At 42.2% G+C, this 24,291-nt stretch carries 30 protein-coding genes and 1 tRNA gene; 14 read left to right on the plus strand and 17 right to left on the minus strand.

All coding sequences use genetic code 11. The features are described from left to right. Positions 1 to 109 (plus strand): IS3 family transposase (locus VC182_RS10865; protein WP_323483827.1); only part of this gene is annotated, 109 nt, incomplete at its 5' end. Between the two features lie 32 nt (positions 110 to 141). Then, positions 142 to 498, plus strand: a complete 357-nt coding sequence (locus VC182_RS11635; protein ID WP_416350588.1) for a YceI family protein — start codon at positions 142 to 144, stop codon at positions 496 to 498. Between the two features lie 187 nt (positions 499 to 685). Here VC182_RS11635 and VC182_RS10870 read toward each other — a convergent pair whose 3' ends face one another. From VC182_RS10870 to VC182_RS10890, 5 genes are all read right to left on the minus strand, one after another. Beyond that, entirely contained in the window at positions 686 to 1,288 is a 603-nt protein-coding gene (locus VC182_RS10870) for a nitroreductase family protein (RefSeq protein ID WP_323485301.1), read from the minus strand. 405 nt (positions 1,289 to 1,693) lie between these two features. Beyond that, positions 1,694 to 2,629, minus strand: coding sequence for a formylglycine-generating enzyme family protein (locus VC182_RS10875; protein WP_323485302.1), 936 nt, complete (start codon positions 2,627 to 2,629; stop codon positions 1,694 to 1,696). Positions 2,630 to 2,961: 332 nt separating this feature from the next. Beyond that, positions 2,962 to 3,474 (minus strand): hypothetical protein, encoded by a 513-nt coding sequence (locus VC182_RS10880; RefSeq protein WP_280757122.1) that lies wholly within the window; start codon positions 3,472 to 3,474, stop codon positions 2,962 to 2,964. 32 nt (positions 3,475 to 3,506) lie between these two features. Further along, positions 3,507 to 3,998: a peptidoglycan-associated lipoprotein Pal gene (pal, locus tag VC182_RS10885; RefSeq protein ID WP_280757121.1), complete on the minus strand. Its 492-nt coding sequence runs from the start codon at positions 3,996 to 3,998 to the stop codon at positions 3,507 to 3,509. A gap of 86 nt (positions 3,999 to 4,084) precedes the next feature. Continuing rightward, on the minus strand, positions 4,085 to 4,438 hold the full coding sequence (locus VC182_RS10890) for a hypothetical protein (protein WP_323485303.1): 354 nt from the start codon (positions 4,436 to 4,438) through the stop codon (positions 4,085 to 4,087). 74 nt (positions 4,439 to 4,512) lie between these two features. Between VC182_RS10890 and VC182_RS10895 the strand changes: the two genes are divergently transcribed. From VC182_RS10895 to VC182_RS10905, 3 genes are read left to right on the plus strand one after another with little or no spacing between them, the layout of a single operon-like run. Beyond that, positions 4,513 to 5,637, plus strand: coding sequence for an HPP family protein (locus VC182_RS10895; protein WP_323485304.1), 1,125 nt, complete (start codon positions 4,513 to 4,515; stop codon positions 5,635 to 5,637). Between the two features lie 7 nt (positions 5,638 to 5,644). After that, positions 5,645 to 6,169, plus strand: coding sequence for an HPP family protein (locus tag VC182_RS10900; RefSeq protein ID WP_323485305.1), 525 nt, complete (start codon positions 5,645 to 5,647; stop codon positions 6,167 to 6,169). Next, positions 6,166 to 7,500, plus strand: coding sequence for a chloride channel protein (locus VC182_RS10905; protein WP_280757116.1), 1,335 nt, complete (start codon positions 6,166 to 6,168; stop codon positions 7,498 to 7,500). Before VC182_RS10900 ends, VC182_RS10905 begins: the two co-directional genes overlap by 4 nt. Here the strand turns inward: VC182_RS10905 and VC182_RS10910 are convergent. From VC182_RS10910 to VC182_RS10920, 3 genes are read right to left on the minus strand one after another with little or no spacing between them, the layout of a single operon-like run. Continuing rightward, positions 7,497 to 7,802, minus strand: coding sequence for a hypothetical protein (locus VC182_RS10910; RefSeq protein WP_323485306.1), 306 nt, complete (start codon positions 7,800 to 7,802; stop codon positions 7,497 to 7,499). The two genes, VC182_RS10905 and VC182_RS10910, sit on opposite strands and share 4 nt — an antisense overlap. Further along, positions 7,789 to 8,361, minus strand: coding sequence for an RNA polymerase sigma factor (locus VC182_RS10915; protein ID WP_216120471.1), 573 nt, complete (start codon positions 8,359 to 8,361; stop codon positions 7,789 to 7,791). Before VC182_RS10915 ends, VC182_RS10910 begins: the two co-directional genes overlap by 14 nt. 8 nt (positions 8,362 to 8,369) lie before the next feature. Beyond that, the gene (locus VC182_RS10920) at positions 8,370 to 8,810 is read right to left on the minus strand and encodes a DUF3106 domain-containing protein (RefSeq protein ID WP_323485307.1); all 441 of its coding nucleotides are present in this window, start codon (positions 8,808 to 8,810) and stop codon (positions 8,370 to 8,372) included. Positions 8,811 to 8,953: 143 nt separating this feature from the next. Between VC182_RS10920 and VC182_RS10925 the strand changes: the two genes are divergently transcribed. Genes VC182_RS10925 through VC182_RS10935 form a run of 3 tightly spaced genes read left to right on the plus strand, consistent with a single transcriptional unit; the run spans position 8,954 to position 10,107 of the window. Then, entirely contained in the window at positions 8,954 to 9,622 is a 669-nt protein-coding gene (locus tag VC182_RS10925; protein ID WP_216120467.1) for a Spy/CpxP family protein refolding chaperone, read from the plus strand. Next, entirely contained in the window at positions 9,623 to 9,925 is a 303-nt protein-coding gene (locus tag VC182_RS10930; RefSeq protein WP_072583958.1) for a hypothetical protein, read from the plus strand. Between the two features lie 8 nt (positions 9,926 to 9,933). After that, a complete protein-coding gene (locus VC182_RS10935; RefSeq protein WP_323485308.1) occupies positions 9,934 to 10,107 on the plus strand; it encodes a hypothetical protein in 174 nt (57 codons plus the stop codon). A gap of 695 nt (positions 10,108 to 10,802) precedes the next feature. Here the strand turns inward: VC182_RS10935 and VC182_RS10940 are convergent. Next, complete coding sequence (locus VC182_RS10940; RefSeq protein ID WP_068949152.1) at positions 10,803 to 11,579, minus strand: enoyl-CoA hydratase/isomerase family protein; 777 nt, start codon at positions 11,577 to 11,579, stop codon at positions 10,803 to 10,805. 36 nt (positions 11,580 to 11,615) lie between these two features. After that, the gene (locus tag VC182_RS10945; RefSeq protein WP_216217835.1) at positions 11,616 to 12,401 is read right to left on the minus strand and encodes an IclR family transcriptional regulator; all 786 of its coding nucleotides are present in this window, start codon (positions 12,399 to 12,401) and stop codon (positions 11,616 to 11,618) included. 151 nt (positions 12,402 to 12,552) lie between these two features. Here VC182_RS10945 and VC182_RS10950 point away from each other — a divergent pair, with 151 nt between their 5' ends. Genes VC182_RS10950 through VC182_RS10975 form a run of 6 tightly spaced genes read left to right on the plus strand, consistent with a single transcriptional unit; the run spans position 12,553 to position 18,449 of the window. After that, positions 12,553 to 13,773: a CaiB/BaiF CoA transferase family protein gene (locus VC182_RS10950; protein ID WP_068949150.1), complete on the plus strand. Its 1,221-nt coding sequence runs from the start codon at positions 12,553 to 12,555 to the stop codon at positions 13,771 to 13,773. Between the two features lie 12 nt (positions 13,774 to 13,785). Continuing rightward, the gene (locus tag VC182_RS10955) at positions 13,786 to 14,271 is read left to right on the plus strand and encodes a MaoC family dehydratase (RefSeq protein ID WP_068949149.1); all 486 of its coding nucleotides are present in this window, start codon (positions 13,786 to 13,788) and stop codon (positions 14,269 to 14,271) included. Between the two features lie 28 nt (positions 14,272 to 14,299). After that, positions 14,300 to 15,460 (plus strand): acyl-CoA dehydrogenase family protein, encoded by a 1,161-nt coding sequence (locus tag VC182_RS10960; protein ID WP_068949148.1) that lies wholly within the window; start codon positions 14,300 to 14,302, stop codon positions 15,458 to 15,460. Between the two features lie 22 nt (positions 15,461 to 15,482). Then, positions 15,483 to 16,454 (plus strand): tripartite tricarboxylate transporter substrate binding protein, encoded by a 972-nt coding sequence (locus VC182_RS10965; RefSeq protein ID WP_068949147.1) that lies wholly within the window; start codon positions 15,483 to 15,485, stop codon positions 16,452 to 16,454. Between the two features lies 1 nt (position 16,455). Then, the gene (locus tag VC182_RS10970) at positions 16,456 to 17,445 is read left to right on the plus strand and encodes an oxidoreductase (RefSeq protein ID WP_068949146.1); all 990 of its coding nucleotides are present in this window, start codon (positions 16,456 to 16,458) and stop codon (positions 17,443 to 17,445) included. Positions 17,446 to 17,474: 29 nt separating this feature from the next. Next, positions 17,475 to 18,449, plus strand: coding sequence for a Bug family tripartite tricarboxylate transporter substrate binding protein (locus VC182_RS10975; RefSeq protein ID WP_323485309.1), 975 nt, complete (start codon positions 17,475 to 17,477; stop codon positions 18,447 to 18,449). 149 nt (positions 18,450 to 18,598) lie between these two features. On the opposite strand, the gene VC182_RS10980 is transcribed toward VC182_RS10975, so the two are convergent. The 7 genes from VC182_RS10980 to VC182_RS11010 all read right to left on the minus strand — a co-directional run. Beyond that, positions 18,599 to 19,522: a tripartite tricarboxylate transporter substrate binding protein gene (locus VC182_RS10980; protein WP_323485310.1), complete on the minus strand. Its 924-nt coding sequence runs from the start codon at positions 19,520 to 19,522 to the stop codon at positions 18,599 to 18,601. Positions 19,523 to 19,576: 54 nt separating this feature from the next. Then, positions 19,577 to 20,461 (minus strand): TauD/TfdA dioxygenase family protein, encoded by an 885-nt coding sequence (locus VC182_RS10985; RefSeq protein WP_215303437.1) that lies wholly within the window; start codon positions 20,459 to 20,461, stop codon positions 19,577 to 19,579. Positions 20,462 to 20,634: 173 nt separating this feature from the next. Beyond that, the gene (locus tag VC182_RS10990; RefSeq protein ID WP_323485311.1) at positions 20,635 to 21,336 is read right to left on the minus strand and encodes a GntR family transcriptional regulator; all 702 of its coding nucleotides are present in this window, start codon (positions 21,334 to 21,336) and stop codon (positions 20,635 to 20,637) included. 66 nt (positions 21,337 to 21,402) lie between these two features. Next, on the minus strand, positions 21,403 to 23,073 hold the full coding sequence (locus VC182_RS10995; protein WP_323485312.1) for an MFS transporter: 1,671 nt from the start codon (positions 23,071 to 23,073) through the stop codon (positions 21,403 to 21,405). Between the two features lie 28 nt (positions 23,074 to 23,101). After that, the gene (locus tag VC182_RS11000; protein ID WP_215303444.1) at positions 23,102 to 23,776 is read right to left on the minus strand and encodes a haloacid dehalogenase type II; all 675 of its coding nucleotides are present in this window, start codon (positions 23,774 to 23,776) and stop codon (positions 23,102 to 23,104) included. Positions 23,777 to 23,960: 184 nt separating this feature from the next. After that, a tRNA-Ile gene (locus VC182_RS11005) sits at positions 23,961 to 24,037 on the minus strand. Between the two features lie 145 nt (positions 24,038 to 24,182). Continuing rightward, a partial coding sequence (locus tag VC182_RS11010) for an IS3 family transposase (RefSeq protein ID WP_323483827.1) occupies positions 24,183 to 24,291 on the minus strand: 109 nt, incomplete at its 5' end.

The raw sequence follows: 24,291 nt of genomic DNA on the forward strand, positions 1-24,291 counted from the left end.
TGATTACATCGAAATGTTTTACAACCCGGTTAGACGCCATAGTTACAACAATGGACTTTCTCCGGTAAGATTTGAAGAGCAGTACCAAGCGAGGTTGGGAAGTGTCTAAGATATTGGTAGCGATTCACTATAGATATTGACATTGAGACTGGCTCAATTAGCACAGGCTCCGATACCTTTAATAAGTTACTTAGAAGTGAAGATTACTTTAATTCTGAAAAATTTCCCGTAGCCAAATTCATCTCCGATAACGTTGTATTTAATGATCAGGTCATTACGTCACTCTCAGGCGAGCTCACCATCAAAGGCATTACTAAGCCCGTTAATGTGGAAGTGACTAACTTTTCTTGCAGTCGTAACTTTATTACTTTGAAATATATGTGTGGCGCTAACGCAAGCGCGAAGTTGAGTCGCTCAGAGTTTAATCTAGGAAAATATGTGCCATTTGTTGGCGATGAGATCAGCTTAAATATAGTGATTGAAGCGTCAAGAGAATAGCTTTAATTATCCTGGTATTGCCAATAGAGTCTGCAAGCAATAAGGTTTCATTTAAGCGCCAAACCTAACTCAACAATATAAGAATTAAAGCCCTCACCATTTCTGATGAGAGCTTTAATCAACCTAATTGGATCTGGGCTTAGGTTGAATTTCTCATGCCGTTCAAACCCGCTCAGAAAATATCAGCTTAAAAATGGTTTTCAATCAACATTTCTGACTTAGGGATAAATCCAGGTTTAGGCCATGCTGGTTTAATGCCCTTACCAACGACCAACATTGCAGCAATTGCATAGTCTTTAGGCAAATGAATCAATTCAGCGACCTTATCAAAATCAAACCCAACCATTGGACATGAGTCATAACCCATCGCTTTGGCTGAGAGCATCATCGTTTGCAGCATGATGCCAGCTGAACGCATTGCTTCATCTCTTTGTAATTGCTCTTTTCCAGCATAAAAAGGATGAATCCAAGGAACTAAGATATCTTGAGCTTCTTTGGGTGCATTTACCCAATATCGAGCAGGATCTTTTTCCCAAGCCTTGATATCCACAGTTACTACAAATAATAGGGATCCATCAGTAACTTGAGCCTGATCATGAGCAGCTTCTCGTAATTTTACTCTTAAAGCCTTGTCTGTAACATTCACCAAACGCCAGTGTTGGATATTGAATGATGATGGTGCCTGCATAGCAAGGTCAAGCAACTGCTCTGTCTCTTGCTTAGTAAATTCATGGCTTGGGTCAAAGTGCTTAACAGCCCTACGTTCGCGGATTGCATCAAATGTATTCATTAACTTCCTCAGTGAGATTCAAACCCTGATAATACGGCAACATTCAAAAGACAAAAAAACCCTTGCCATTGCTGATGAGGGTTTGCTTTTCTGGTGGGCCCACCAGGACTTGAACCTGGGGCCAAAGGATTTGTGAGCAACCATCTAGTACTTCGTTGCTCCAAAGTGGTTTTTGGATGAAATTAGTAGGTGTTACTTTAGATAACGATTATGAGGTTCACCCCACCATAGGCAAACTTTGTGCACAAAACTTGCCCGGGTGTTTGTATAGGGTTGAGTTGTTTTGACCCAGGCAAGGAGTACATTTGAGTTTGGCGGCCTATCAAGGATTTGACTGACACAAGGATGACGACTCCTTGTGTCGATTGGGGGCCCTATGTATGAACCGTCCTTTTAAAGCACGTTTCATTCCTCCAACACTAAGCGCATCCCCTGCAATATATATCTTGAGTCTGGTGTATTCACATTTCTAAAAGAGGACCTGCAGTACAAAGGCCATGTGTGCCATGATCCGCCACGCCTGACTTTTGCTTCGCCGTCATTAGGTCCTTGTGGATCAATCGCTGGTGATTCTTGATAATAATTTTCTGCATACCAATCAGAGCACCACTCCCATATATTACCAATCATGTCATACAGGCCAAATGAGTTGGGAAGAAATCTACCAACAGGCGCCGCAAATTCATAATGACTGTAATGGTCAAGAGCATATTGTTGCCATTGCGACCAAATCCTTGCGGTATCCAAATCAAATACTTTTGCATGTGAGAAAAGTGAACTTGGATTGTCGCCAGTAAAGTATCTACTACTCGTTCTAGCTCTACAGGCATATTCCCACTCAGCTTCTGTTGGCAATCGATACCTCTTGCCCTCTTTTTCACTTAACCACCCAGCCATAGCATTAGCGTCATTCCAAGTAATGTTCACTACCGGAAAATCATCCTCTTGAGTAAATCCAGTTTTATCCCACGCATAACGGCTATTGCGGCCTTCAAAAACTTCGTCGTTTATGGTTTTTGTGTTGACATCAAGTGGATTAAATCCATAACCCCCAGTACCATCTCGGATCGATTCAGGCATATATCCTGAATTGACTAAAAATAACTCAAACTGACCAACGGTAACTGGATACTGGCCCATCCAAAATGGCTTGGAAATTATGACCTTATGTAAGGGGCTCTCATCATCAAATGCTGAGAGTCGCGCAGAATCATACTGAGGGAAATCTTTTCTCAGAGAATCCTCCGACTCGTTACTACCCATCAAAAAACTTCCAGCAGGAATACGAGCAAAGCTCATTCCAATATGATTATTTTTCAGTTCAACTGAGTCTATATTCATAATCGACCTCTACGCCCAAAACCAAAATCCTCGTCTGACTTTTTAGCATCGACATCAGCGCCTATGGCCCGCATCGGTTTTTGGCATTGCGGGCACGTAATTCCATCCCACTCATCTAAATACTCGCTAGAGTGACAGACCCTACAAGATAGATCACCGAGATAGGAACTTGATAGACTCAAAGGATCGGTGACCTTATATTCCGCAACATCCTTACATTGGCGACAAATCATGGGCACACTTAAGTAGCTACCAGTTCTTTCTCTACCAATTGAGCAGATACAGTCAAACTTACAAGAGGGGCAAACAAATCTATATCTAGAGCCCATGAGTTAACCTCCCTGGTAAGTCTTCATGGCTTGAGCCCACTTGTCGTTGGTATAGTGCAATCGCATTTGTCTCTCTTGATTAGCAACACCAATCGTGATTCGTTTATTAACTAGATCGTTATAAACATCATCTACTTTAGAGTTGTAATACTCATAAACTGCGACTAATTCTGGCTTTGGCAGCTCTTTAGCAATTGAACGGCATTGCATAGTTGCTTCCTTGAATTTTTTCAGCTCAACAGCCTGCTCATCGCTGATGAAGTCGGCTGAATTGAATAACTTTTTCGCATTTGGGTTGTTAGCCGAAATAACAATAATGTTGGCATCAACATATTTCGCATCATCTGTTTTATTGACCCCCGCTACACAGGCAGACATTTTTTTCTGAACGGTCTTAACTTGCTCTTGAATCTCAGCCTTGTTCTCTGGTGTTAACTCAGTGCCGCTAGGCTTGTTATTTGCACAGCCTGCCAACACCAAAGTTGAAAGACAAACTACTCTAAAAAAGTTTTTCATAATGATTTCCAAATAATGGATTGTGTGAATATTTAGTGATAAACGATGTCAGCTCGACGGTTTTCTCCGTAAGCTACTTCGGTTTGTGCTGGATTTTCAGGTTTCTCTTTGCCAAAGCTCACGGCCTCTAATTGAGATTCGCTAACGCCTTGACTCACTAAAGCCCTTTTAATGGCTTCAGATCGTCGTTGCCCAAGTGCCAAGTTATATTCAGCAGTTCCGCGGTCATCGGTATTCCCCTGAATAATTACCGAGGCTTTTTGCTTTTGAAATGCCTTCAAGTAAGAGGCATGCGCTGAAATAGTGGATGCATATTTTGGATCAATAGCATAGCTATCAAACACAAAATAGATTGAACGTTTGCCATAAACACTAGACTTTGGATCGCCAATTGGATCGTAGGTCATGGAGCCACCAGCATTTACAGTGGCGACGCTATTGACATCATCTAATTTGACGCTACTACAGGCAGAAATGAGCCCGATAAGGGAAATGGCGAATAATAATTTGTATAACTTTGACATTGCAGAAATTCCCAAAATATCTGAAAGCAGGTTCAGATAAAAACAATTTCGATGGGGAATAATCAAAGCCCCACCCCCTATAGAAATTAGAGGGTGTGTTTTGGGGGTTTAAATGCAGAGTCTGGGATATTGTCGAAATACAGTCTATCGCCTCGCATGCCGTAAGCAATAACTGACTCAGCTTGAGCTGGTATGAGAATTTGAGTATCACTCACGTTGGCGGTAACATGGTACATCACATACATGGCGCTTACAGGCTGCTTGTCGTCAGTAGAATCTTGTTGGGTCAAGGCATGCTCAGCACCCAAACTCGAACAACTATTAACCTGGAGGTGGACTCTTTCGACCGCACTCTGAATAAAAATGTTCCCAGCTGCCGCCCTGAATGCGATCAGTAAAAGGCATAAGCCAATAATGAGGGTCTTTTTACTTAAAACCATGTACGCGATTCTATACCCGCAAGGAATATGGATAATGCTTCATATATTACCCTCTCACCTCAATTTTGGATGAAATGAAACCGATTTGGCAATTCTTCAATAAAAATCAAATACCTGTGCCATCTTCCGAACACTGGCGATCTGCAATTGGAGGAGTGATTGGCGGGGCATTTGTGGCCTTTCTCGGTAAATTTATTGGTGAATTTACCCAAGTTAATGATTGGGCTATGGCCTCGCTTGGGGCCAGCGCACTACTTATCTTTGTGCTCCCCTCAAGCCCTATGGCTCAGCCCAAAGCAGTAATAGGTGGCAATTTAGTTGCTGCGATTGTTGGTGTGACATGCGCCAGTTGGATTCCAGACCCTAGAATTGGTGTTCCCATTGCGATTGGCGTCTCAATACTAGGAATGCTTTTTCTTAACTGCCTCCATGCCCCGGCTGCAGCAACTGCCTTAAGCGCTGTTCTCGGTCATATTATTAGCTACAGATTCGCATTATTTCCAGTTTTTATAGACTCCTTATTGCTAGTCTTAGCAGGTGTTGCCTACAACAGGGCCACTGGAAAGACATACCCACATCAGGCACCAATCACCACAAAAGTATCTGCGGGTGATGATGGAAATAGCAAAGAAATTAATGAAGTCTTAGCACGGTACAAAGAATTCATTGATATCAATCCAGGGGACTTAGCAAATATTATTCGCGATGTTGAATTACATGCATACCAACAAAAGTTAAAGTCCATTACCTGTTCCGCCATCATGAGCTCTCCAGTCATCTCCGTTGAAATGGCAACCCCTCTGGAGGATGCTTGGATAAGGATAAGAAAAAATCACATTAAATCACTACCAGTGGTTGATAGAAATGATCGAATAGTTGGAATTATCACCTTAGAAGATTTTTTAAAATATGCTGCGATTGATTTTGATAAAACTTTTGGGCAGCGCCTGCAAGGTTTTATGCGCCAGAGTTTTAGCAGGGCCTCAGCTAAGCTATCTGAGGCCTACCCAAATGCAGTTGGGCAAGTTATGCAAAAAACTGTTCGAGTTATCAGCACGAATCGTAATGTTCTCGATTTAGTTACGATATTTGAAGGCGACGGTCATCATCACCTTCCAGTTATTGACGAGCATCAGAAATTAGTGGGTGTGATCACACAGTCAGATTTTGTCAGGGCAATTCATAGCTCGATGGAATAAACAAGTAATGGATAAATTTAAAAGCTGGTGCTCCAAAATTTATGAGGCGCTCAAGCCGCCGCCATCTCAGCGTTCTATTGCGCAGCAATTAGTCATTACCTTGGGTAGCACGATTACGATCTGCCTTTTATACCTACTTAATCATTTGTTAGGTAAAGAAAATTTACTGTTGCTAGTACCCTTCGTCGTTAGCGCATTGATGATATTTACAATGCCCACTAAATCCATGACCTCAGCGGGTGTTATTCTTCAATCATATCTTTTATGCTCTCTTATAGGCTTTGCATTTGTATATGTATTTGATTACGCCCAATGGGTTATGGTCGCTGCGTTTGCAACTTGCTTTTCTCTAATGCTTCTACTCGAATGCTTGCATCCCCCTGCAATAATCTTACCAATTCTGATTATTAGCGAGAGGCTTAGAGATTACACTTTAGCCTTTAATCCAATTGCTCTGGATGTTCTTGTATTGCTGATCACAACTTATTTATTCAATAAAGTTTTAATGAAATTCCTATTGGTGAAAAAATGATTTACGCTAGATTTCTAGTTACACTAAAGAAAGAATTTCTAAATTGGAAACTATGGGCTGGTCGCTCGATTGTTTTAAGCTATGCAGCTGTCGCAGGCCTCACTATCGTAGGATTTACCAAGTTAGCAGAATTTTCTTTTGATTGGTTTTTAGCGCTTCAAGGTCGTAATAGATGGGCTCCATTATTTTGGACTCCAATAGTCACCATAGTCATTGTTTACCTTACCCGAAAATTTGCTCTAGGATCTGCAGGGTCAGGGATTCCTCAAGTGATCGCAGCATTAGACTCTAAATGCAAACCTGAAGATAGAGGCTTATTTGTCTCACTAAAGCTGAGTATCGTTAAAATTTTTCTTACCTCAGCAGGACTCTTAGGCGGCCTATCCCTTGGACGAGAAGGCCCCTCAGTACAGATTGCTGCAGGGATCATGAGAAATGCAAAACGCTGGTTACCCTCTGCAGCCAATATTTCTGAAGCATCTTTGATTATGGCTGGTGGTGCAGCAGGAATTGCTGCAGCCTTTAATACCCCGCTGGGTGGGGTTATGTTTGCCATTGAGGAGCTATCTAAATCTTTAGAACAGCGTAGTAATGGCTTAATGATTGCGTCAATAGTATTAGCTGGTTTAGTGGGCATCTCAATCGATGGAAATTACACATACTTTGGCGTGATACAGCCAGGTGGATTTAGTCTCAACATTATCGTACCCTGCATATTAGTGATTTTAGTAAGTGGCATCCTAGGTGGATTGTTTTCGAAAGTGTTGATTATTTCCCTTAGAGTAAACAGAGGTTTACTAGGAAAATTTCGAACAAACTCCCCCTTGATATTTGCTGGAGCATGCGGACTCATTGTGGCGCTCATAGGAATAGCCAGCAATGGTGAGACCTATGGAACTGGCTATTCCCACACACAGTCAATCATTGCGGGATCAGAGAGCACCTCTTATCTATTTGTACCCCTTAAATTCATAGCTACCTGGCTTAGCACTTGGTCTGGAGTGCCTGCTGGCATTTTTGCGCCATCTCTTGCTATTGGTGCGGGAATTGGTAATACCATCTCTACCGCTCTAACTCTGCCTAGCGCTCAAATTCTTATCGCAATTGGAATGGCGGGATTTTTAGCTGCTGTCACGCAAGCACCTATGACTTCTTTCATTATTGTTATGGAGATGGTTGATGGGCATGGGTTGGTACTCAGTCTAATGGCGAGTGCACTTGTTGCTGGCGGTATATCAAAAATGATTAGCAGGCCCCTTTACCCAAGCCTAGCAAAGTTGCAGCTTCTAATATTAGAGACCCCAGGGGCAAGGGAAAACACTGTAGATTAAATAGTTGAGAGGCTTAATTCGGATAAAGCATCAATACGATGCAACTCTTCGTCCTGATTTGTCAGGAGATGCTGACCTAGTAATACGGAGCCTGTGATAACCACCATCGCAATCAATGCGGCAAGCCTAGGGTGTAATCTAGCGAGCGCCAAAACTTCAGTGAATCGATGAGTGGGTCGATCCACCTTAAGAACCACTCTTTGCCAATCTTGATAAATGCGTTGCTCAAAATGGGTAGATGGTTCTTGCACTTCGATTTGATCTAACGCTTTCTTTAAATGTTTTTTATCATTCGCTCGCATGAGATTCACCTTTTTCTAATTCCATCTTAAGTTTCAACTTAGCCCTATATAACAATTGATCGACGCTATTCTTATTCATACCCATTGCCAGACCAACTTCTTCTGCCGTCATATCTTGATAGGCCCACATCAACATTGCCATTCTTTGTTTTCTACTTAAAACATCCATTGCCTTTTTAATGCTTTCTGGGCTGACGCCCTCTGCGATACTCCACTCAATCTCTTTCATGGGTTGATGCTCAATCTCATCAAACTCCTCGAAGAATCCCCTATTAATACTTTTGATCCTATCCAAACAAAGATTGCTCACGATCGCGTAAAAGTAAGTAACAAGTCCTGACTTTCCCGCAAACGAATCGGCACTTTTCCACAAGCGGATAAAGGCCTCTTGTACGACATCTTCTGCGTCTTCTTTGTTGCCAAGCATCTTCCAGGCCAAGGAATATGCGGGGGAACTCAGTAGGCGAATGACTTCTTTTGACGCCTTGAAATCCCCCGCTACAGCTCCTTTTAATAAAGCCTGCTCGATGCGGTGTTGCTTACTAGGAAATAAAGTCAAACTGATCCTTAATTGCTCATTGGCTTATTCCAATGCTCTTTTTCATTAGGATGCGCCTTCATCCACTCTTCGCGTTCTTTTTTCATCTCAAGGCGCTCTTCTGGCGTCATTGCGGCAATCATGGCTTTGCGGCTCTCGCGTAGCTCTTTCTTTTGCTCAGGGCTTAGTGCCTGCCACTGAGCGTGCATTTTATCGCGCAATGCCTTGCGCTCTTCGGGGCTGAGCGCCTTAAATTTGGCATGAAGTTTTTGGCGATATGCACGGCGCTCTTCAGGTGTGGCTTGTTTAAATTGCTCCCGCAGATCCTTAGACATTTGCAGGCGTTGCTCAAAGGTCATATTAGCAACTACCTGAGGATCTTGCGGCTCTGGTAAGGCGGCGCTGGCAATGCTAATGGCACTCACCATCAACACACTTGCCATAATCAGCGATTGCATCGTTCTTTTCATTTACATCTCCTTGTTTGTTAATACTTAGACACGGGTGCATATAGAAAACTTACGACCAAAAAAAATAATTATTTTCTTTTTAGAGTAAGTATTTTCCAAAATTACTGTCTAAGAAGAGTTAAGGACATCCAGTTGAGAGAAAAATGAATCGGGCCATCATGCTATTGCGCTCAATTATCTTGAGTTTTCTAGTTTTAGTAGCAATTTTGCCCATTAAGGAGTCTTTTGCTCAATGGGGCGGATCTCAAGGCTCTGGAATCCCAGGAATGCCTGGAATGCGAAGGGGCGCCGGGCGCAATGCCTCTAATCCCGACTCTTCCAGCACATCGGCAAATACCCATATCTCAATGCCTGCTCCAGGCTCACATCTGCTTACTTATGAGCAAATCGAAACTGGATTATCTCGCCTTGAGGAAAGCCTTAAGCTAACACCCGAACAAAGCAAGGCTTGGGGTAATTTTGCAATCAAGGTGAGACTTTATGCGAGTGATGTTGCCAAAGAAAGAGCTAAATTGAATAACGATAGTTCCGCCACTATTGATGGACTGAAATTTCTAAGCCAATCTACCGAAGATGCAAAAAATCGATATACCAGCTTAAAAGAGGTTGATGAGGCTGCGAAACCGCTTTACAAATTATTGACTTCTGAGCAAAAGGCATCTTTTGATAGCAAAGTACCTACTTTTATTAATGCAAGCCAAAAAAGGCTGATGCCAAGCCAACCAAACTACAACTTGCCAGAACTCGGTGGATCACCGTCGCCCAACCAAAACTCTGGGTCAGGCACTTTACCAGGCTACGTTCACCAGTAAATGCGTAACCCCAACAATCTAAGTGGTCATATTCTGCCGACTTCAGGCGCAATGCTTGGTGTATGTATGACCGTTATCAGCATTGTGAAACTGACTCAGGCCAACAGAGGCATGGCCTATTGGGTAGATGACCTCCTAGCTCTAGATGCCCTCATCTTTCTAGCAAGCTCTATCTTTTCATACCTATCCATTCGAAGTAATTCAAAGAAGGTTTATTTTGAAGATATTGCGGATAAGTTCTTTATGCTCGCATTGATCTGCATGGGTGCCGCAGTCTTACTTCTGACATATGAAATTGTGTAGGCGGTGTGATGGTTGCATCTGGCCGTAAGCAGTCCTTAAATATTGGATACAACAATCTACAAGTAGTTTATCGCTTCAATGGCAGACCTATATATCTAGTGGGTTTGCCATGGAAGATGTGTGAAGATTGCTTCCACACTTTGTTGCAGAGAAAGAAAAACGACTTAGGAATTTCTCCCTAAGCCGTTGATTTCATTGGTGGGCCCACCAGGACTTGAACCTGGGACCAAAGGATTCCGGTTTGTGTAACTTTCATTACTCCCTGGACTATGCCTTCACCATATCTTTCAACTTAGGTGGGTGCCGTCTAGTCTCTACACGTTCAAAGTAATTTCTTACTAAGCTTCGCTCGGCGTTAGCTTGGATATTTCTACCTTTAGCTTTCTCCGAATTTGACACCATTCACACAGCGACTTTCGTCATCTGGTGCACAACTTTCGCTATGAGTCCTCTGCTCTAACCAACTGAGCTATGGGCCCTAAAACTTTCATTTACTACACACCTTTTTACGGATGCTTTACTTCTTAAAACCACATAAAAACCGCATTTACTACACACCTCGGTTTTTGCTCCGGCGTGTAAGCGGTGTGTAGTGAATTTAAACCACCTAATTCACCACTAACCTCTTGAATCTATTGAGGTCTTTGTTACAAGACCCCTAGGGCTTCTTTCTTATGAGAGCAGAAGCCCATGATAGACCCATATAAACAGTGGCTCTGCGGGTGGTCAGTGTCGGTGTGTAAGCAAATGTGTAAGCAAATTCGTGGATTTAAGAGAAGCAGTCTTTCACTCTTTGGTTTTCATAACCACAGGATTTTTGGAGCAACCATCTAATACCTTATTGCTCCAAAGTACTTTTTTAAATAAGGATTTTTTATCATCTATTCAGAAAATTTTCAACCGATGTTCGATGCTCCACAGAACTAAAACACATTCCTAGAGCCATATTACTTTGAGAAAAAATATCCTCAAGCGAAGACTCTAGGCTTTTATTAATAATATGCTTGCTCAGCATGAAGGCAGGCTTGGCTGTGTCATTAAATGTATTAGCCCATTGTTTAGCATTCTCGAGTAAATCGCCAGGATCTGAGCAGCGATCTATGATGCCGATTGTCATTGCCTCTTCAGATTTGACCCTTCTTCCTGAGAAGATTAAATCTTTAGCCAAGCTCATTCCAACTCTTCGAGGTAAAAAATACATCCCACCTCCATCTGGAATCACAGCTCTGTCAATGTATGACCAGCAAAACAACGCATTTTCACTGGCAATAATGAAATCACATGCTAGCGCTAAATCAGCGCCCAATCCAAAAGCTGAGCCATTTACTGCAGCAATAATGGGTTTTGGCATATTGTGAATCAGCGTAATCATTCGCTGAATTTCTTGATGTCTCTTCCACCCCTTGATAGCTATTTCGCCAGCTTGAATCTCAAGCCTTTTAGCCATCGCCTCAATATCACCACCCGCACAAAAACTAACCCCATTTCCACTCAAAATAACAGCGAATATACTCTCATCATTTGATACCGACTCAAGAGCGTTGATAAGCTCATGTCTTATCTGATCGTTTAAGGCATTATGCTTACTTGGTCTATTAAGAAAAAGAAATGCCACGCCGCTATCAACTCTTAAATCAATGCACTCGTAACTCATTGCAAACCCCTTTAAAGATTATTTTTTATAAATCTCTCAATATTTTCTACTGATAAAAATTCTTCCGCTATCCTTTTCAATATTGTGTTTTGCTTCAAATAAATGCGGAATAATGGATTGATGGATCTCTTGTTGAGAAAGCTTTGAACCACTAAGAGTGCAATTGAGCGCAATAGTTGGATCGTCACTACTTCCAACCCTAAGCGGGACTGATACAGCACATACATTTGACTCCCAATCCCCAAGACTCAGGCAGTACGAATTTTTCTCATAAAAAGCTTTATCTCGATTAAAGTGGTGTACGTCCTTACGATACTGGGTCGGATAAGCAATCTTTATTCTATTTAAAATAGCGTTCTGATCTTTTTCCGAAGAGGCCAGCAAAAGAGCGCGTCCTATCGAAGTAGTTAAAAGTGGCCTACTACTTCCAATATCTGGCTTTAGGAAATTCCGACGATCCAATCGCAATGCGTCTATATATACAACTTCAAGACGCCCAAGCATTCCCAAGTTAACCGTCCACTTTGTTTTAGTGGCTAACTGCTCCATATGAGGGCGAGCTAAATGCCGGATTTCTAAACCAGCCAACATGGGATAACCCAGCATTAAAACACCAGGTCCAAGGCGATATTTTTGCAATCGATCCACCTTTAATAAGTAACCCAATTTTTCAAGCGTGTAAGTTAGGCGCGAAACTGTTGCCTTAGGTAGCGAAGTTCTTTCACACAACTCTTTGTTACCAAGTAATTGGTCGGCAGGATTAAACGCCCTCAGCACTTCTAGGCCCCTACTTAGATTAATTGCAAACTGACGATCGATCACGACTTTTATCCCTTTCAAGGTTTATAGATCCTGATTCTTTTCCTGCTGGATCGCAATCTATTCTAACAAGTGTTTCGCCTAGCGAAACACACTGATGATCATGATTTTCTCTGATTCAATAGAAATTCCTACTAAAACCGACTAAAAGAATATGAGTACACCTAAGGCAGCAGTAACCAATAAAGGCCCTTTATCCGGCGTTCGTATCCTCGATATGGCCACCGTAATTGCTGGTCCATTTGCAGCGACGCTTTGCGCTGACCTAGGTGCTGAAGTCACCAAACTCGAGCTACCTGCTAGTAGTGACCCTTTAAGAACTTTTGCCCCCATGAAGGACCATCATTCTTTATATTGGAAAGTTACCAATAGAGGCAAACAAGGCATTACTCTAGATGTGCGAAAGCCTGAGGGAAAAGAAATTTTTTTGAGAATGCTGCCCTCATTTGATGTGCTAGTAGAAAATTTTAGGACTGGCACCCTTGATCAATGGGGCCTGGATATCAAAACCTTACATCAAGCCAATCCTCAGCTTATTGTTCTTCGCCTTACTGGGTTTGGTCAGACCGGCCCCTATGCCAGAAGGCCAGGCTTTGCTCGCATCTTTGAGGCAATGAGTGGTTTTACAAACTTAACTGGAATGGCCGATGGCCCCCCGCAGCATATGAATTACCCTTTAGGAGATGTAGTTTCCGGATTATTTGGCGCGTTCTCTATAGCAGCAGCTTTAGTTGAGAGCTCTCGAGCAAAAGATATGGTCGGCAGGGAAATCGACCTATCCGCAACCGAGGCCATGATGCGTCTACTTGATCCACTCGCAGTAGAGCTGGATCAATTAAATTACATTCGCGGGCGTGCCGGATCAAGGGCAACATATACAGCCCCTTCTAATATTTACAAAACATCTGATGAGGTTTGGGTTAGCGTAGTTGGCTCTTCTGATCCAATATTTAAGCGGTTTTGTTCTGCAATGGGAATGGAAGAATTGGCAAACAATCCTAAATTTTCTAATAATCAGTTGCGCCTAAAGAATTTAGATGAAATAGACCAAATTATCTCTACCTGGTGCTCTTCGCTAAATTTTGAAATGTTAGCAATAGCCCTTAACCGGCATGATGTTCCTTTTACAAAGGTTTATGACATTAATGATGTCTTGAATGATCCCCACTTTATAGAACGTAATGCAATTATCAGGCTGCCTGATGAAGATTTAGGTAGTATTCCGGCTCCTTGTATCGTTCCGCGTTTTTCTGGCATACCCGAATATATCCCCCATAGTGGATCGAAAACTGGCGCCCATAATATTTCTTTTTATTCTGAACTTGGCTTGAGTGATGAAGAAATTTCCAAACTAAAAGCTAGCAACGTTATATAAAAGGGGTACTGCATGCACAAAATTACACTTGGCTCTCTTAACGAACTAAAAAACTGGGTTGGCAAACAGCTTCCCCCTTCCGATTGGCAGGAAATCACTCAACAGCGTATTGATTTATTTGCAGAGGCCGGTGGAGATAATCAGTGGATACACGTAGACCCAGTAAGAGCTGCTAAAGAATCCCCTTATGGCGTCACAATAGCTCATGGCTTTTTAATCCTCTCACTCTTAAGTAGATTTTTCACAGATACTGTTCACATTGATGGCGTTACATTGTCGATCAATTATGGAGCTAATAAAGTCAGATTTACTGATCCAGTTTTAGTAAATTCTAGAGTGCGCGCTCATTTCACCTTAACCTCCCTTGAGGCATTTAAAGGTGGAGTACAAATTATTTGGAATGTATCTATAGAGCAAGAAGATAAGGAGCGGCCTTGCATGATCGCAGAATGGGTAAGCCGACGTTATGGGGCTTTTGATAGCGAGGCTTCGCAATGAAATTTTATACCTTGATTAAAGGAGCCCTATGATTCGTAACCCAAACGAATTCTCTTCTTTTTTAGACTCACTAAAAAAGTATTGCCAGAATAAACTTATTCCTCGTGAAGCGGAAGTTGAATTACTACATGAGGTGCCCCCAGATTTAGTGGCCGATATGGCTGGGTTCGGACTATTTGGATTCTCAATTCCAGAGACATATGGCGGTTTCGGTATGACGACTGAAGAACTGGTATTGGCCGCTATGGAAATATCGCAATGCTCTGTTGCCTTTCGTGCGCGAGTAGGAACCAACACTGGAATTGGATCGGAGGCTTTAGTTGCCGATGGATCAGAAGCACAAAAAGAAAAATATTTACCCAGACTAGCTAGCGGTGAAATTACCGGGTGCTTTGCAATTACCGAGCCTGATGCAGGCTCTGATGCTGCCTCTTTAAAAACTTCGGCAAGAAAAGAGGGAAATGATTTCATCTTAAATGGTACCAAATGCTTTATTACTAATGCGCCCATATCTGATCTATTTACCGTTATGGCAAGAACAGATCAGAGCAAGCCTAAGGCTGATGGTGTTTCTGCATTTTTAATAGAAAGAAATACGCCAGGACTCACTGTTGGTAGCCCATATAAAAAAATGGGGCAAGCAGGATCCCCGGTTTCAGAGGTACATTTTGAAAACTGCCGTATTCCTGGTAGCAACCTGATCGGGATAGAGGGCGCAGGCTTTAAAACTGCAATGAAAGTATTAAATAAGCAACGCATACATTTAGCAGCACTTTGTATTGGTCCAGCCATTCGCATGTTAGATGAAATTGTGAACTATGCATCTGTCAGAGAGCAATTTGGCAAGTCTATTGGCACTTTTCAATTAGTGCAGGCGATGATTGCAGACTGTCAAACTGAAATTTATGCTGCTAAAGCACTTGTTTTAGAAACTGCTCGAAAACGTGACTCTGGAGAAGATGTCAGCATGGAAGCTTCCATCTGCAAATATTTCTCCTCGGAAATGTGTGGAAGGGTTGCCGATCGTTGTGTACAGATGCTAGGTGGATATGGTTATATTTCAGATAACCCGATTGAGAGATTTTATCGAGATGTGCGTCTTTTCCGCCTCTATGAGGGAACAAGTCAAATTCATCAACTAAACATCGCTAGAAATACGTTCAAAAAAGCAGGGCATACCTTTAACTAACATTTTAATTTTTGGAGAAATTATGAAAAATAAACTTCATATAGCGATATTTTCTTTGCTCTACGTAACATCTGCTTTTAACGCTTTTGGCCAGGATGCAAGCTATCCTAATCGCTCCATCAAAATCATTGTCCCTTACGCCGCAGGTGGTGGCGCGGATAATGTTGCGAGAACAATTGGTCAGAAATTAGGGTCGATACTTGGCCAAACAGTGATTGTTGAAAATAAACCAGGTGCTTCAACACAAACAGGAACACTTGCAGTTGCGAGAGCCCCTGCCGATGGCTATACCTTGTTGATGGGTACAGCAAACCTTGCAACAAATCCCGCATTATTTGAGAAATTGCCTTATGACACTCAAAAGGATTTAGCTCCGATAACGCTTATTACTAAAGTTCCCGTTTATATTTTTGTTACAAATAATTCAAATATTAAAAGTATTGCTGAGTTACTTGCTAAAGCAAAATCAACACCCGACGGCCTATCTTATTCAACGCCGGGAAATGGCAGTATTGGACATTTGGCTGGAGAGCTATTTAAAAGTGACTCCAAAAGTAACCTCTATCATATCCCTTACAAGGGAAGTTCAGAAGCAACAACCGCCCTTATTGGCGGGCAGGTTCAATTAAGTTTTGATAATTATGGTCCAGTAATGGCGCAAGTTAACGCGGGCAATGCAGTCCCATTAGCAATTGCCATGCCGAATAGAGCAAATATTACGCCGAATGTTCCAACATTAAAGGAATTGGGATACCCAATGGAAGCATATTCCTGGTGGGGAATTTTGGCACCAGCAGGCACACCGACTCCTATTATCAATCGCCTAAATAGCGCCATTCAAACAGTCATAAAGATGCCTGATGTTCGCGAGGGGATGCAAAAACAAGGGGTGGAATTTGTTGGAAGCACTCCTACCGAGTTTGCTGAACATATCAGACTTGAAACAATCAAGTGGTCACAAGTTGCTAAACAAGCCAACATCAAAGCCCAATAACATGAATGCACCTTTTAAAGCTTTTCGCCTTCACTCCTTAGATGGAGCAGTCACCAGAAAAATTGAATCTATTCAATTGGACTCTTTAAGCCCCGGCAATGTGATCATCAAGGTGGCATATTCTAGTATTAATTATAAGGATGCATTAGCTTCGAAAGGTCTTAATAATATAGTGCGTGAATGGCCAAGAATTAGCGGTATTGATTTGACTGGCATAGTGGTTGAATCGCTTGATTCACGCTTTAGCCCAGGTGATCAGGTATTGGTAAATGGTTACGGGCTTGGAGTTGATCATGATGGTGGGCATGCCCAATATGCACGGGTCAATGCAGATTGGGCCATGAAAATACCTCAAGGCCTCACGCTTCTTGATGCCGCCACTATCGGTGTAGCAGGTTATACGGCGGGACTATCTCTTGACTTAATGGAGCTAAACGGCCTCAATCCAATAAGCGGCCCAATCCTGGTAACCGGAGCAACTGGCGGTGTAGCCACTATTGCAATTGATATGTTGTCGAAAAGAGGCTATCAAGTTACTGCTATGAGTGGCAAACCAAATGAGGTGGAATATCTTAAAAACCTCGGTGCCACCGAAGTCATTGCACGAATTTCATCAGAGAGTAAATTTAAGCCACTTGAAAAAGCGCAATGGGCAGGAGCAATTGACTCAGTTGGCGGCTCTATTTTATCTTGGATCACTCGCGTGATGCAACCAGGCGGAGTAATCGCTGCCTTTGGAAATGCAGGTGGAGCAGAACTTGAGACTACTGTAATTCCATTTATTCTCAGAGGAATTCGTTTGATTGGCATCAATGCAAACTCACCTATGAATATAAGAGAAAAAGTTTGGAAGAAGATTGCTAATGAATATCGCCCGACCCATTTAAAAGAAATCGCCAGCATCATTGGCATTGAAGAGCTATCACATTACCTAGATCTCACGCTGGCAGGTAAATCGAAGGGTAGGATTGTGATTGATATGAGTCGATAGGATCTGAAATAAGAAAATTAGGATACAGCATGAAACGTCGAGAGTTTCTAATTACCATCCCCGGCATTAGCCTATATCCTTTTGCATCATATGGGCAGACAGGATTTCCAAGTAACTCGATCAAAATAGTCTGCCCATACGCAGCTGGAGGTGGTCCGGATATACAGCTAAGACAAGCGGCGCCTTATCTGGGAGACACTTTTAAGCAAGCAGTCATCATTGAGAATAAAGTTGGTGCTGGCGGCGTACTGGCGACTCAATATGCCTCACAGTCAGCACCTGATGGCTATACCCTTATGCTTGGATCAAACATACAGTTAATCCAAAAAATTATTAAGCCAGAAATTTCAATTAACCCCCTAACAGATTTTGCGCCCATTAGTAACATGTACTCGTTCCCAACGGTGATGATGGTCTCAGCAGACTCACCTTACAAAAGGTTTGAGGACGTAATTGCTGCTGCCAAAGCTAACCCAGGATCTATGAATTATGGATCAGGTGGAATTGGCACTTCAGCGCATATTGCGGGGGCAACATTTGTAACATTGAATAATTTAAAGGTAGTTCACATCCCATTAAAAGGATCGGTAGAAATTGCTACATCTTTAATTCGGGGCGATACACAATTTGCCTTTCCAATAGCAGGTACGGCCGTGCCATTGGTTAAGGGAGGAAAAGTGCGTGCACTTGCCGTAACAAGCAAAAATCGCTTAACGCAGTTACCAGATGTACCAACACTAAATGAAATTATGAAAAATGAGTTAACAATTCAAGAATCATGGTTTGGCATGTGGGCCCCGACCAAAACACCTCGAGATAAGATTGACACTTTATTTCAAGGCATTACCAGCGCTCTTAATAACAAATCTCTTAAGACAACTTATGAGGAGGCAGGTAATATGGTTACGCCCAGCCAGAGCCCTCAAAGCTTTGGAACGTATATGGTGAGTGAAAATAAAAAATGGGCCGAGATTATCCGCCTTACGGGTATAACTGCTGAATAATAAATTTACCAATTACCTATAATTACAAATCTGCTGTTACAACTGTTACTTAAAGTAATACTCAAAAAAATACCAACCCGAAGGTTGGTATTTTCATTTCTGGTGGGCCCACCAGGACTTGAGAACCTGTTTCTAGGAGCACTAATAAATTATTCAGCGCTTATTTTTGCCGCACGCACAACTGTGCCCCATTTTTTTATTTCAGATTTTAAAAAACGATCAGCATCATCAGGTGAATTTCCAATAACCTCCGAACCCCCATCAATTAGACGTTGACGAACGTCGGGCATATTCAAGATTTTCACAATTTCAGTATTTAACTTATTGATAACATCTTTTGGCGTGCCTGGTGGTGCAACTATCCCAAACCATGCTACCGCCTCAAACCCTTTTACCCCAGCCTCAGATAACGTTGGCACATCTGGCAATTGAGGGTGGCGCTTGGATGTTGTAACTGCAATGGGAATTAATTTCCCACTCTTAAAGTGTGGCATCAAAGCTACCAAGTTATCGAACATCGCCTGAATTTGCCCGCCCATTAGATCTAAATGCGCTGGTCCAGAACCCTTGTAGGGAACGTGAACCATGTTGATGCCAGCATCCAATTTTAATTTTTCGGCAGTAACATGATGAGACGTACCAACACCCAGCGATCCAAAATTGATTTTTCCAGGATTTGCTTTCGCGTATTCAATAAAATCTCGGGCATTTTTTGCGGGGAAATCAGGATTTACTGCCAAAGCAAGTGCTGAGTTTGTAAAGACAGTAATTGAGCTAAAAGCAGCCGTGTCATATTTCAAATTAGGGTAGGCGCTAGCTCCTATCGGCAATGCAGCTGTAGAAATTAATAGGGTATAACCATCCGGAGCAGCTTTAGCCACATATTCATTAGCTATAGTGCTTCCAGCCCCCGCTCGATTTTCTACAATGAATGGTTGCCCCATGGCAATAGTTAACTTGTCTGCAACGGTGCGAGCAACGGTATCGGAGGCGGAACCGGGAGCAAAAGGAACAATTACTTTTACAGGTCTAGAGGGGTAGCCATCTGCAAACACTAGGCTTGAAAAAACCATACTTATTGCGACCAAGACTCTAGACAAATTAAACATACATAATCTCATTTATGATCAAACTGTTTCGGGTACAAAAGATCGTTCTAGTGTTGTAGTTCTTCTCAAATCTCTTCGAACAGTCAAGTCATAACGCGTACCACGATGTAATGTAGCCCTGTTATCCCAAATAACATAATCCCCAGGGCGCCAATCGTGCGAATAAACATATTTAGGTTGAGTTGCATGCTCTATTAATTCCGCCACCAATAATCTACCTTCAGGAATAGATATGCCACTAACTTCGGAGATATGTACACTTGGGAATAATACTTTTCTACCTGACTCGGGATGAGTAAAAACTAAGGAGCGCTCCACTGGTGGAAATTTAGAGAGTTGCTCTTGGGTGTAATCATTGTCCCCCAAAAGAATCCGGGAATGGAAGGCAGAATGCCAGCCCGTTTTTTTCTCAATATATTTTTTTGTATTCTCCGGTAAATCGTCCCAGGCAGCCCTTAAATCCGCCCATTGAGTCTGCCCTCCCTCTTCAGGAACTACTACGGCTGACAACATTGAATATTTAACCGGTAGATCTTGAAAAGAACTATCGCTGTGCCATAGTTGATTTGCGAGTACTCCTATCAATTTTTTATTATCTTTAGTTGCAACAGAGCCATCCATTGCAACGTTGCCAATATCAATTAGTTGCTCATGCTTAAAGCGAGTAGGCGCACCTGTCGCTTTGCGTAAACCCGAATCGAGTGGACCAAATTGAACCGAAAAATCGATTTGCTGATCTTGTGTCAGCGGTTGATCCCTAAAAACTAATACTGCATATTGATTCATGCCATCATCAATAGCTTTGATTGTTTGCTCATCTAAGGGACTCTTTAAATCTACCCCACTTGCCATGCCTACAAAATGAGGATTAGTAGGATTTTGAGGTTTGATGACTAAACTCATTGTGTCTCCAGTTTTTTTTAATTCGATAAAGAATAGCTTAATAATTTAAAAAGCAAAACCCCGTTGCGACTTAAATGAATTTATCTTTTTAGTGACTCCAACACAGCTTGATCCTAGGGGCAAATGATTCAAGCTTGTACTACTTTCACAACTCACTAAACTATGCCCTCAAACTATCTTTTCAGCGTTTGATGTACAAACTTTTCCAGACTTTCAAATAACTCATCCGAAGCTCTTTCAGCGGCTTTAGAGTCGCCTTTAGCGATTGCCAAAGCGAGGTTTGCGTGTAGTTTTCCAGATTCCGCATCATCCTTGCTTTGATGATAAACAAACCAAAATCTCCGCGATAAAGAATCCAGAGAATCTAATGCTCTAGATGCGAATTCATTTCTTACACAAATGGAAAAATGATCATGAAAAGCTTTATCAGCCTGCAAAAGTGCATGACCGTCTTTTGCTTTGACTACAGCCAAAAGCTGATCAGCAATTGCTTGCATTTGCTTACGCTCTTCATCACTCGAACGTCTGGCAGCAGATCCGGCAGCAAATCGAGATACTACACTTCTAAATTCCAAAAGTTTTAGCTGATCCGCAATATTGATTTCGGAGACAACAATTCCCCGACGTGGAAGGATGTTAACCAATCCCTCTCTGGATAATCGTTGAAGGGCCTCTCCAATTGGCGTTCTGCTGACTTGAAGTATCTCACCCAACTCTGATTCAGAAAGCATCTGCCCTGGCTTGAATTGAAGAGTGACGATCATTTCCTCCAGCTCAGCGTATACCTTATCTGCCAAGCTGATGTTGTTAGTCTTTTGTAAGACTAATCGCTTGCTCTTACCGGTATTTTTTAATTCAGTATTTTTTAATTTCACAGCAGGATTTAGGTATTGAAAACAGTGAGGGTATTAAACCTCACTATTTTCGCTGAAACTAGGCTTTTATAGCTTTATATCTACATTTTTAGTCTCTGGCAAAAAGATTGCCCCGAAAATTACGGTTACTGCAGAAATAATTACTGGATACCAAAGCCCATAGTAAATATCACCCTCTAACGCCACAAGCGCAAAGGCTGTTGTAGGCATTAGGCCACCAAACCAACCAGTGCCAATATGATAAGGCAGCGAGAGGGAAGAATAGCGAATTTTGGTTGGAAAGAGCTCAACCAAGGCTGCCGCTGTTGGTCCATAAGCCATCGTCACATAGATTACAAGCAAAAATACCAGCAAAAATACCATTGGTTTGTTGATCTCATCTGCATTTGCCTTTTGAGGATAACCAGCCTCTGAAATGGTAGCGCTCAGCTCTTTTGCAAAGTTGTTCATTTTTAGTGCAGCCTCTTCTTTTGAGAGTCCCACCGAGTCAAATGAATTAATAATCTTGTCGCCAACTTTAACATTAGCAATTGTTCCGGGCACCGCATTCTCGACGCGATAGTTAACTGATGCAGCTACTAACTTCGCCTTGGCAATGTCACATGAAGAAGTAAATTTCTTAGTTCCTGTGGGGTTAAATTGAAATTGACAATCTCCGGGGTCAGCAACAACCACTACAGGTGAATTCTTTAACGCCATCTCTAGAGCAGGATTTGCATAATGCGTGAGACCTTTGAATATCGGAAAATAAGTCAATACAGCCAATGCCATCCCAGTCAAAATAATCTTCTTTCTTCCAATACGATCTGATAGCGTGCCAAATATCAAAAAGAATGGGGTAGCAACTAAAAGGGCTCCAGCCACAATTAAATTCGCAGTAAAGCTATCCACCTTAAGTGTTTGCGTCAAGAAAAGTAGCACATAAAATTGACCCGCATACCAAACACACCCCAATCCAGCGGTGATGCCAAATAATGCTATCAATACAATTTTCAAATTTTTCCAGCGCAGGAATGACTCCGTTAGAGGCGCCTTTGACTCCGTGCCTTCTTCTTTCATTTTGGCAAATACAGGCGACTCACTCATAGACATGCGAATCCATACAGAGAGCCCAAGCAAAATAATAGATGCCAAAAACGGAATTCGCCAACCCCACTCCCCAAATGCAGCCTCACCCAAGAAGAGTCTTGTTGACAGAATTACTAATAAAGACAGGAACAGGCCCAAAGTTGCGGTTGTCTGTATCCAGGCAGTAAATTGCCCCCGTTGATTATTCGGCGCATGTTCCGCTACATAAACTGCAGCACCGCCATACTCTCCGCCAAGCGCAAGACCTTGCAACAACCTAAGCGAAATCAGAATAATTGGCGCTGCAATACCTATACTTTCATATGCAGGCAACAAACCAACGCCAAACGTCGATAAGCCCATAATGAGGATTGTCATTAAAAAGGTATATTTGCGTCCGATCATGTCCCCCAATCGACCAAATACGAGGGCGCCAAACGGACGAACGATAAAGCCTGCCGCAAATGCCAATAAAGCAAAAATAAGCCCCGTTGTTGGATCGGCCTTAGCAAAAAATTGCTTCGCTATTACAGCCGCCAAAGATCCATATAAAAAGAAGTCATACCATTCAAATACAGTGCCTAAGGATGAAGCAATGAGTATTTTTCGCTCCGCCTCAGTAATGACTCTTTTGGTATTTACAGAATTATTTGTGCTTAGAGTTGACATTTACAGTCCCCTTTAAAAGTTTATTTGCTTAGCCAAGAAGGTTTGGAATTTCAGCTATCGAAGACAATTCAACATCAGGAAGAAGGCCCACCTCGTCAGGGATTGCGCCATTCCGATTAATCCAAATCACCTGAAACCCAAACGCCTTGGCACCAGCTACATCAAAGTAATTTGAAGTGACGAATCCAATCTCATGTCTTTGGAGATCAAACTTATCAGTCGCTAACTGATAAGTTCTTGGATGCGGCTTATAAACTTTCACCTCATCCACACTTAACAAGGCGTCAAACTCATCTGCGATTCCTGCGTTGCCAACCAAATTTGTTAATAGTGATGGGGTTCCCACAGACAGAATTGCCCTCTTAACTCCATTCAATTTAGGAAGAGTCTGCCTAGCATCCTCAAAAGGAGATAACCTCTCGTAGGCATCCATTAAAGCCCTTCTCTCGCTTGTGCCTCCAGGTAACCCCAAATACTTCAATGAATACTTAAGGCCTGCTTCTGTATTTTGGTTATGGGGTATGTATCTACCCATAATGGTTCTCAAAAACATATATTCAATTTGCTTTGATCTCCAAAGTTGACTTAACTCATTGCCTTTCCCTGGGTACATCTTTTCAGCCAAAGTAACAACTGAGTGAACATCAAACACCGTTCCATAAGCGTCAAACGCGAGAGCTTTAATTCCGTGCAACTTTGTCATATATTTCCTATCTGAAGTTCATCTGGTATTTCAGTAGGATACTAGCAAATAGTTTGCAAAGAAACATTTAAAGGGCTAGTAGTAACCCTCAGTATTGATATACGTAACGATTTAGGGTATCCGTTACTTAAAGTAACGTTTAAAAGACAAAACCCCCACCATTTCTGATGAGGGTTTGCTTTTCTGGTGGGCCCACCAGGACTTGAACCTGGGACCAAAGGATTATGAGTCCTCTGCTCTAACCAACTGAGCTATAGGCCCGTTAATCTTTACATGCTAATTTTGCACTTTTTAACCACTTCAAAACCACACTAAAACCGCATTTACTACACACCATGAAAAATGCCTTGGTGTGTAAGCGGTGTGTAGTGAATTTATACCGCCTAATTGAATCGCTACCAATATCTTAGACACTTCCCAACCTCGCTTGGTACTGCTCTTCAAATCTTACCGGAGAAAGTCCATTGTTGTAACTATGGCGTCTAACCGGGTTGTAAAACATTTCGATGTAATCA

This window comes from Polynucleobacter sp. AP-Nickl1-40-C4 (assembly GCF_035012665.1).
Classification (GTDB): domain Bacteria; phylum Pseudomonadota; class Gammaproteobacteria; order Burkholderiales; family Burkholderiaceae; genus Polynucleobacter.